Below are 8,112 nucleotides of genomic sequence, written 5' to 3'. Positions count from 1 at the left end.
GCGTCGCGGATTTCCATGCGCTCGTAGAAACGCGGGCCGCCGATGACGCGGTAACTCAGGCCGAGCGTGATGAAGCGTTCTTCGAAAGCGCGCATCTGGAAGGATGCGCGCACCAGGATCGCCATGTCGTTTAGATTGTGCTTCTGCCGCTGATAGGCCTCGATGGTCTCGCCGACGGCGCGCGCCTCTTCCTCCGAATCCCAGGCGGCATGGACATGCACCTTGTCATCCTCGGGATCGTTGCGGTCGGTGAACAGCGTCTTGCCGAAGCGGCCTTCGTTGAAGGCGATGAGATGCGAGGCCGCACCGAGGATATGCGCGGTCGAGCGATAGTTGCGTTCGAGCCTTATGATGGTGGCGCCGGGGAAATCCTTGTCGAAGCGAAGGATGTTGTCGACTTCGGCACCGCGCCAGCCATAGATCGATTGGTCGTCGTCGCCGACACAGCAGATGTTGACGGTGGCCGGGCGGGAATTCCCCTCCCCCTTGAGGGGAGGGTGGCCGGGCGAAGCCCGGTCGGGTGGGGTCCTCGCGGCAGTGCTCGACGCCCCTGTGCTCGATGACCGGGCGGTGCCTTCTGTGGCGACCCCCTCCGCCCGCTTCGCAGGCACCTCCCCCTCAAGGGGGGAGGATTGCGGCCGCTGCGCCAGCAGGCGCAGCCACATATACTGCGCGGTGTTGGTGTCCTGGTACTCGTCGACGAGGATGTATTTGAAGCGCCTGTGGTAGTCCTTCAGCACATCCGGGTAGGCGCGGAAGATGCGGATCGGATGGCAGAGCAGGTCGCCGAAATCGCAGGCGTTCAGGGTCTGCAGCCGCTCCTGATAGGCCTTGTAGAGCTCGCGCCCCTTGCCGTTGGCGAAGCTGCGGGCGTCGCCCTCGGGGATGTCGGCGGGGCCGAGGCCCTTGTTCTTCCAGCCGTCGATCATCTGCGCGAACTGCTTGGCCGGCCAGCGCTTGTCGTCCAGCCCCTCGGCCTGGATGAGCTGCTTGATCAGACGCACGACATCGTCGGTGTCGAGGATGGTGAAATCGGATTTCAGCCCGGCGAGCTCGGCGTGACGGCGCAGCAGCTTGACGCCGATCGAGTGGAAGGTGCCGAGCCACGGCATGCCCTCGATCTTTTCGCCGACGAGTAGGCCAATACGGGTCTTCATCTCGCGTGCGGCCTTGTTTGTGAAGGTGACCGCGAGAATCTCCCATGGATTCGCTTTATGGGTTGAAAGGATGTGGGCGATGCGGGTGGTGAGCACGCGCGTCTTGCCGGTGCCGGCGCCGGCCAGCACCAGTACCGGGCCTTCGGTGGTCTCGACCGCCAGCCGCTGCTCGGGATTCAGGCCCTTCAGATAGTCGGGCGCGCTGTTCTGACCGCTGCGGGCGGCCATGGCGCGCGCGGCTATGCCGGACGGGGCCGCGGGCCGCGCATTCGGTTCGTCAAAGAAGGGCATGTCTTCCGCAAAGCCGGACATTGCCCCCGAATGTAGTGATTCGGCAGCGAAAGGCCAGAAGTGTCTACGTTTTGTTCTGGTTTGGCGACACGATTGCCGGGCGTGGTGGCTTTTCCAGCGCCCGGCAAGCGCCTCGAAGCGCTTATCCGGCGGCTGCCCGCATGCGCTCGCCGATCTTATCGGCGACGTAGCCGGCATCGCGTGCCGCGCCGTGGATCATGGTGGAGGAGGTCGAGTGCTGGAAATGCAGGCCGCAGACATACAGTCCCGGTTCGCCTTCGACGGCGCCGCGATACTGCTTCACCCGGCCGGTGCCGTCGAAGATCGGCAGCTTGATCCAGTCGAGCCCGGCCCGGAACCCGGTGCACCAGATGATGTTGGCAACGTCGAGAAGCTGGCCGCCGTCGAGCAGCGGCTTGCCGTCGCGAGCACCGGCGACGCGAGGGACCCGGCGGACGCCGGCGGCGTCCAGATCCTGCGGCTTGACCCGGATCAGCGGCAGGCCATGCGACAACTGCTCCGGCTTGGCCCTGCGGCCCATCGGCGTGTCGACGGTGAGCAAACGGTGGAAAACGATGCGCAGGACGACCGGCAGGACCAGACGCATCGCGAAATAGCCATTGTAGGCGACCGGGATGTGGCCCGGATGGCGGCCCGACAGCCACACCTGATGCGTTCGCGCGACATCCATGGCGATTTCCGCACCGGAATTGCTGGCGCCGACCAAAAGCACGCCACCTGCCTTGAGCTGTTCCGGGTTCTTGTAGGCGACCGAATGCAATTGCCGGATCGACGGATCGAACGACGCCGCGAAATCCGGGATCTTCGGCTTCTGATAGCTCGAGGCGGCGGCGACGACGTGCTTGGCGATGTAGCGGGTCTGGCCTGATGTGACGATGTAGCGCTCGCCGGAACGGGTCACCTCGTCGACCTTGACGCCAGTGCGCACCGGCAAGGCAAACCTCCGCGCATAGGCCTCGAGATAGTCGGCCATTTCGTCCTTGGTCGGGAATGAATAGCGCGCGGCGGGGAAGGGCATGCCGACCAGACCGTCGAAGCGCGCCGGCGTGAAGAGGCGCAGCGAATCCCAGCGCGAGCGCCAGATGTCGCCGACGCGTTCGCGGCCCTCCAGGATGACGAACTTCACCCCCTTGCGGGCGAGGTGATAGCCGACGGAAAGGCCGTTCTGGCCGGCGCCGATGACCACGACGTCGACCTGTTCTTCCCTGAGCGCGGGCCGCGTTTCGTCGCCTGATGATGGATCGCTGCCGGTTGCCTGCAGCGCATCGGCCTCCAGGTGCATGAAGGCCGCGCCCTGTTCCAGCAGGGCGCCGGCGCGTGCCCTGGTCTCGGCGATGCGGATATTGTGACGGCCGCGCAGGGTCATTGCCTGCATCGCGGCCTTTCCGGATATCGAAGTCGGGTTCATGATCGCTCCATCTGCTTCGTCACTGGCGGACCAAAAATAAGGGAACGGCGCCGCGGCGCTTCGGGGAGACACCTCACGAGTCAGAAAAATGCGATGGGGATTTTTCCCCATGCCGCTAGAGCGTTTCATCGTTTCACGGAAACGCCGAACCGCTCTATCTCTTTGCTTTGACGCAATTCCGGACGGAAACCGTTTCACACTTTTCCGGGAATTGCTCGAGGTCAGAAAATCGTTGCGTCAGAGCAGGCCGTTCTGAAAGCCGTAGGCTGTGGCAGCCGCGCGCGAGTTGACCGCCAGCTTGTCGAATATGTTGCTGAGATGCCGGTCGACGGTCTTTTCGCTGAGGCCAAGGTCGGTTGCTATCGTCCTGTTGGTCTTGCCGGTGGCGACAAGGCCAAGAACTTCGATCTCGCGCCGGGTCAGCCCATGCGAAGGCAAGCTCGTCGGCCGGGTCAGTGCGGCGACCCGGGCGAGGTCGGGCGCGGCGCCGAGGCCGGCAAAAACCGCACGGGCGGCATCGAATTCGAGCTCGGTGCCGTCTTCGTCGCCAAGCATGCGGCAGGCCTGCCCGGCAAGCACGCGCAGCCGCGCCTCGAGATAGGGAGCGCCGGCACGCTGCCAGGTCGTCAGCGCGGCGCGGAAATGGCCGAGCGCGGTCGCGGCGCTGCCTTCGCGCAAGTCGATCTCGCCTCTCGCCTGCGAGGCCATCGCCGCCAGGATGTCGGTCGCGAAACGGCTGGCGATCGCTTCCAGCTCCTGGCAGGCGTCGCGTGCCTCCTCGATTGCGCCGGCGGCGATCATGATCTCGACCAGAGCCGGCAGCAGGCGGGCGCGGCCGAGTGGAGCCTTGGTCGTGGCGAGCACGCGGCGAAGGGTTGCCGCAGCCTGTTCGGCCCGGCCCTGCGCCAGCCGCAGCAGCGCCATGCCGGGCTGCGGTTCGAGCCCGAGCCGGCTGGCAGTGCGGTAGAGGTCCTCGGCGGCGGCGAACTCGCCGCGCAAGCGATGGATTTCGGCCTCCTGGTAGGCCGCGCCCGCCGCCGCCTCGCTGGCGGTGGTATGGGCCAACGACGTCGTCGCGCGGCGTGCCTCGGCGATCGCGTCCTGCCAGGCGCCGTTCAATTCCATGATCTCGGCGCGGTGCAAAAGGCAGACGCCGTTGAACTGGACAAGCTGCGGCTGCGTTCCGCACCAGTTCGACAGCGCCTCGGTCCATTCGCGCGAGCGGTCGAGCGCATAGACCTGCCGGCATGCGGCGATGAGGTTGCAGTAGATCAGGCCGGTGACGATGGGCGAGAGCTTTCCGTCGACGGCCGGCAGCATGGCCTCGTCGAGCGAGGCGATGCCTTCGTCGATCCGGCCCTGCCGCACCAGTGCACGGCCGAGATAGCATCTGGCGAAGGCGACGAGGTCGATATCGCAACAGCGCTCGCCGATCGCCAGGGCCTGGCTCGCCAGCGGCGCGGCGGCCGGATCGTTACCCGTCATGAGTTCCTTCTGGGCCGCCAGCAAGATCAGATAGCCATGCGCCGCGCATTCGCGACCGAAGCCGTCGGCCAGGCGCTGGGCCTGCTGGATGCAGGCCGTCGCGTGGCCTTCCTCGCCGAGGGCAAGAAGCCGGAAGCCGCGAAAGAACGCCCAATACGCCGCCCGGTCGTAACGGCCCGCCTCGACATAGGCCTCGAACAGACGGTCACCGGCGACCTGGCTGTCCTGATCGCGGTCGAGCATGGCGGCCGACCAGAGCTGTCGTTCGAGATCGTCCGGGCCCAGCGGCGCGATCGCGTCCGTGGCCTGCAGAAGCGCGAACGCATCCGCCCATGCCCGCTGCGCGTAGGCGTGGCGGGCCTTTTCAAGCAACGAGGCGGCGTCGGCCTTCATCGGTAAAGCATAGCATCGCCCGATTGCCGGCAGAAGAATGGCGACCGCCAGGCGTCGTCATTTCGACGTGAACGGCAGGACCGAGCAATGCCCGCGACATCGTTGGATATTGTCCTGCTAATTTGACACCTCGCGCGAGCGGGCAGAAAACTACGGCGGCGAGGTGAAACAGACTCGAAAGCGCGTTACGGTTGCATTTGGCGACGGCGGTTTCCGGACGCTCGCCTGCTGCGCCTGAAGGAGTGTCGTCATGGCAACCATCCTCACCGCCGTAATCCTTGCTTTCATCGGTCTGGTTCTTGGCGGCGGCGGCATCCGGTTGGCGATGCTCGGCGGCAGCTGGTACTACGTCATTGTCGGCCTTGCATTCCTAGTCACCGCCTGGCTGCTGTTCCGGCGCAGATCGACAGGACTTTGGCTCTATGCGGCGATCGTGATCGGCACGCTGTGCTGGGCGGTCTGGGAAGCCGGCTTCGACTGGTGGGATCTGGGTCCGCGCGGCGGCGTCATCGTGCTTTTGGCGCTGTGGCTGCTGACGCCTTGGGCGAGGCGAGGGCTCACCGGTCCCGATGGACGCGCGCCGCTGATCCTGGCGGTGCTGGCCTCGCTGGCCGTGGCCGGCTATTCGATGACCGCCGACCCAAAGGACATTGCCGGCGAGCTCAGCGCCGACAAGGTGACGCCGACGGCCGATCTCGGCGGCAACGTGCCGGAAGGCGAATGGCACTTCTACGGGCGCACGCCCTTCGGCCAGCGCTATTCGCCGCTCAACCAGATCACCGTCGACAACGTGGCTTCGCTGCAGCCGGCCTGGACCTATCGTACTGGCGACGTGAAGGGTCCGGACGACATCGGCGAGACGACCTATCAGGTGACGCCGCTGAAGATTGGCGATGCGCTCTACATCTGCACGCCGCACAACTTCGCCATCGCCATCGATGCCACGACCGGCAAGGAGAAATGGCGCTTCGACCCGAAGATCAAGCTCGATCCGAACCGGCAGCACCAGACCTGCCGCGGCGTGTCCTATTATGCCGACGGCAAGATCGCCGCCGGCCAGCCGTGCGCTGCGCGCGTCTATCTGCCGACCTCCGACGCGCGGCTGATCGCGCTCGACGCCGCGAACGGGCAGGTGTGTGCCTCCTTTGCGGAGGGCGGCACGCTGAACTTGCTCGCCAACATGCCGTATCCGAAGTCGGGCTACTACTATTCGACCTCGGCGCCGCTCATCGTCGGCGGCAAGATCATCGTCGGCGGCGCGGTCAACGACAATTATTCCACGCAGGAACCGTCGGGCGTCATCCGCGCCTTCGACGTCGACAGCGGCGCGCTGCTGTGGAACTGGGATTCCGGCAATCCGGACCAGACGACGCCGCTGCCGGCCGGCCAGACCTACACCAACAACTCGCCCAACATGTGGTCGACGCCGAGCGCCGACGAGAAGCTCGGCCTGCTCTACGTGCCGCTCGGCAACCAGACGCCGGACCAGCTCGGCGCCGGGCGCAGCGCCAATGTCGAGAAATTCTCGTCCTCGATCACCGCGCTCGACCTCAACAGCGGGCAGGTGCGCTGGGTGCGGCAGACCGTGCATCATGACCTTTGGGACATGGACGTGCCGGCGCAGCCATCGCTGGTCGACATCACCACGTCGAGCGGCGTCGTGCCGGGGCTGGTCGGGCCGACCAAGCAGGGCGATCTTTACGTGCTCGACCGGCGCAGCGGCGAGCCGATCATTCCCGTCAAGGAGGTGCCGGCCCCGGGCGGCGCGATCGAGGGCGACCACACCGCGCCGACGCAGCCGGAATCGGACCTCTCCTTCAATCCGAAGCCGCTGACCGGCGCCGACATGTGGGGCATCACCATGTTCGACCAGCTGGCCTGCCGGATCGAGCTCAAGGGCCTGCGCTATGAGGGCCGCTACACGCCGCCATCCGAGCAGGGCTCGCTGGTCTATCCCGGCAATTTCGGCGTCTTCAACTGGGGCGGCGTGGCAGTCGATCCTGTCCGGCAGGTGATGTTCGGCATGCCGACCTATCTGGCGTTCAAGTCGCAGCTCATCCCGCGCGACCAGGTGCCGCCACCGGACGAAGGACGCGGCAGCGAACAAGGGCTCAACCGCAACGAGGGCGCGCCTTACGCGGTGGTGATGGGGCCGTTCCTGTCGCCGCTCGGCATCCCCTGCCAGGCGCCGCCCTGGGGCTATGTCGCCGGCGCCGATCTCAGGACCGGCAAGATCGCCTACAAGCACCGCAACGGCACCGTGCGCGACATGACACCGCTGCCGCTGCCGTTCAAGGTCGGCGTGCCTGGCATTGGCGGGCCGATGATCACCGCCGGTGGGGTCGCGTTCCTGGGGGCGGCTGTCGACGATTATCTGCGCGCCTATGATCTGACGACCGGCAGGCAGCTTTGGAAGGCCAGGCTGCCGGCCGGCGGCCAGTCGACGCCGATGACCTATACGGTCGCCGACGGCCGCCAGTTCGTGGTCATCGTCGCCGGCGGCCACGGCTCGGTCGGCACCAAGCCGGGTGATTATGTGATGGCTTACGCTTTGCCGAAGTGAAGGCCTGTTCAGAGCCCGAGGTGGCCTTTGAGGCCCGGCACCGAGCCAAGCACCTGATTGGTGAGATCCGGGCCGGCGGCGGCTTCCGCTTGCTGGACCAGCGTGGCGCCGGCCTTTTGAATCTGCGCCATGTCGAGGCTGGAGGCCCTGAGCGCGGCGATGCCGTTGATCAGCGCGCCGGTCTTCTCGCCGAGCACGCCGCCAAGCGCCCCCTGCAGCGACGACAGCAGGCCGCCGCTCGAGCCGCCGGATGCACCTGCGGCCATGACATCATATTTCCGGGCCAGCGCATCCGCGCCGGGGATCTTGGCAAAGAAGCTCGAGGCGCTGGTGCCGTCCGCCTCGTGCTCGAGCACCGAGAAGATGGTGCCGACGACCTTTTCCGTCACCGCATGGTCGAGGCCGGCCTTGGCGGAGACTGTGTTCACGATGTCCTGAACGTCCATGGTCTTCCCCTCGGTGTTGGCGCTTAGTTGTCGGATTTCGCGCGGCCGGGCCGGCGTTGCTCGCTTCTGACCTTGACCGCCGCCCGGTTGAGGGCCGCGGATCGCAGCGCCAGAAGGGCCGCGCTGGCCAGCATGAGCGCGCTTGCGACGATCGGAGCGGACAAGGTCATGAGCGTTGTTCCTTCTCTTCAGGCATCGCCGTGGCAGGCGAAGCCGATCTCAGCTTCCCCTTATATTGTGGCAACGCCATCAAGATTTGCCGAAATGACCAAAATGTGATGGGGCCCCGGACGGGCCGCCCGCCTTTGGATTGCGTTGCGCCTAATTTTTATGGTCCTATTCAATAGC

Annotated in this window: 6 protein-coding genes; 1 reads left to right on the top strand and 5 read right to left on the bottom strand. The window is 66.0% G+C overall.

Features of this window, described 5'->3' with window-relative positions; all coding sequences use genetic code 11:
• The 3 genes from EN780_RS21760 to EN780_RS41385 form a co-directional block, all read right to left on the bottom strand.
• The coding region (locus EN780_RS21760; protein WP_145970999.1) for a UvrD-helicase domain-containing protein at positions 1–1,469 on the bottom strand (1,469 nt) is incomplete at its 3' end.
• A 121-nt stretch (positions 1,470–1,590) separates the two neighbouring features.
• On the bottom strand, positions 1,591–2,844 hold the full coding sequence (locus EN780_RS21755; protein ID WP_245500052.1) for an FAD-dependent oxidoreductase: 1,254 nt from the start codon (positions 2,842–2,844) through the stop codon (positions 1,591–1,593).
• A gap of 270 nt (positions 2,845–3,114) precedes the next feature.
• A complete protein-coding gene (locus tag EN780_RS41385; RefSeq protein ID WP_128275286.1) occupies positions 3,115–4,755 on the bottom strand; it encodes a helix-turn-helix transcriptional regulator in 1,641 nt (546 codons plus the stop codon).
• Positions 4,756–5,005: 250 nt separating this feature from the next.
• On the opposite strand from EN780_RS41385, the gene EN780_RS21745 reads away from it, so the two are divergent.
• Positions 5,006–7,318 carry a glucose/quinate/shikimate family membrane-bound PQQ-dependent dehydrogenase gene (locus tag EN780_RS21745; protein WP_128275285.1) on the top strand — a complete coding sequence of 771 codons (2,313 nt, stop codon included), beginning with the start codon at positions 5,006–5,008 and terminating at the stop codon, positions 7,316–7,318.
• A gap of 8 nt (positions 7,319–7,326) precedes the next feature.
• Here the strand turns inward: EN780_RS21745 and EN780_RS21740 are convergent, their stop codons facing one another.
• Together EN780_RS21740 and EN780_RS38875 are read right to left on the bottom strand one after the other, a co-directional pair.
• Positions 7,327–7,764: a hypothetical protein gene (locus EN780_RS21740; RefSeq protein WP_128275284.1), complete on the bottom strand. Its 438-nt coding sequence runs from the start codon at positions 7,762–7,764 to the stop codon at positions 7,327–7,329.
• 23 nt (positions 7,765–7,787) lie between these two features.
• Positions 7,788–7,934, bottom strand: coding sequence for a hypothetical protein (locus EN780_RS38875; protein ID WP_189556642.1), 147 nt, complete (start codon positions 7,932–7,934; stop codon positions 7,788–7,790).
• Positions 7,935–8,112 lie beyond the last annotated feature (178 nt).

The organism is Mesorhizobium sp. M4B.F.Ca.ET.089.01.1.1 (genome assembly GCF_004022605.1).
Taxonomy (GTDB): domain Bacteria; phylum Pseudomonadota; class Alphaproteobacteria; order Rhizobiales; family Rhizobiaceae; genus Mesorhizobium; species Mesorhizobium abyssinicae.
The sequence above is the reverse complement of the archived record's forward strand: the minus strand, read 5'-3'. Positions and strand labels throughout refer to the sequence as shown.

Excerpts from the sequence above, each read along its gene's own strand:
- EN780_RS21755 (WP_245500052.1), bottom strand. The coding sequence starts at position 2,844 with ATGCAGGCAATGACCCTGCGCGGCCGTCACAATATCCGCATCGCCGAG.
- EN780_RS41385 (WP_128275286.1), bottom strand. The coding sequence starts at position 4,755 with ATGAAGGCCGACGCCGCCTCGTTGCTTGAAAAGGCCCGCCACGCCTAC.
- EN780_RS21745 (WP_128275285.1), top strand. The coding sequence starts at position 5,006 with ATGGCAACCATCCTCACCGCCGTAATCCTTGCTTTCATCGGTCTGGTT.
- EN780_RS21740 (WP_128275284.1), bottom strand. The coding sequence starts at position 7,764 with ATGGACGTTCAGGACATCGTGAACACAGTCTCCGCCAAGGCCGGCCTC.
- EN780_RS38875 (WP_189556642.1), bottom strand. The coding sequence starts at position 7,934 with ATGACCTTGTCCGCTCCGATCGTCGCAAGCGCGCTCATGCTGGCCAGC.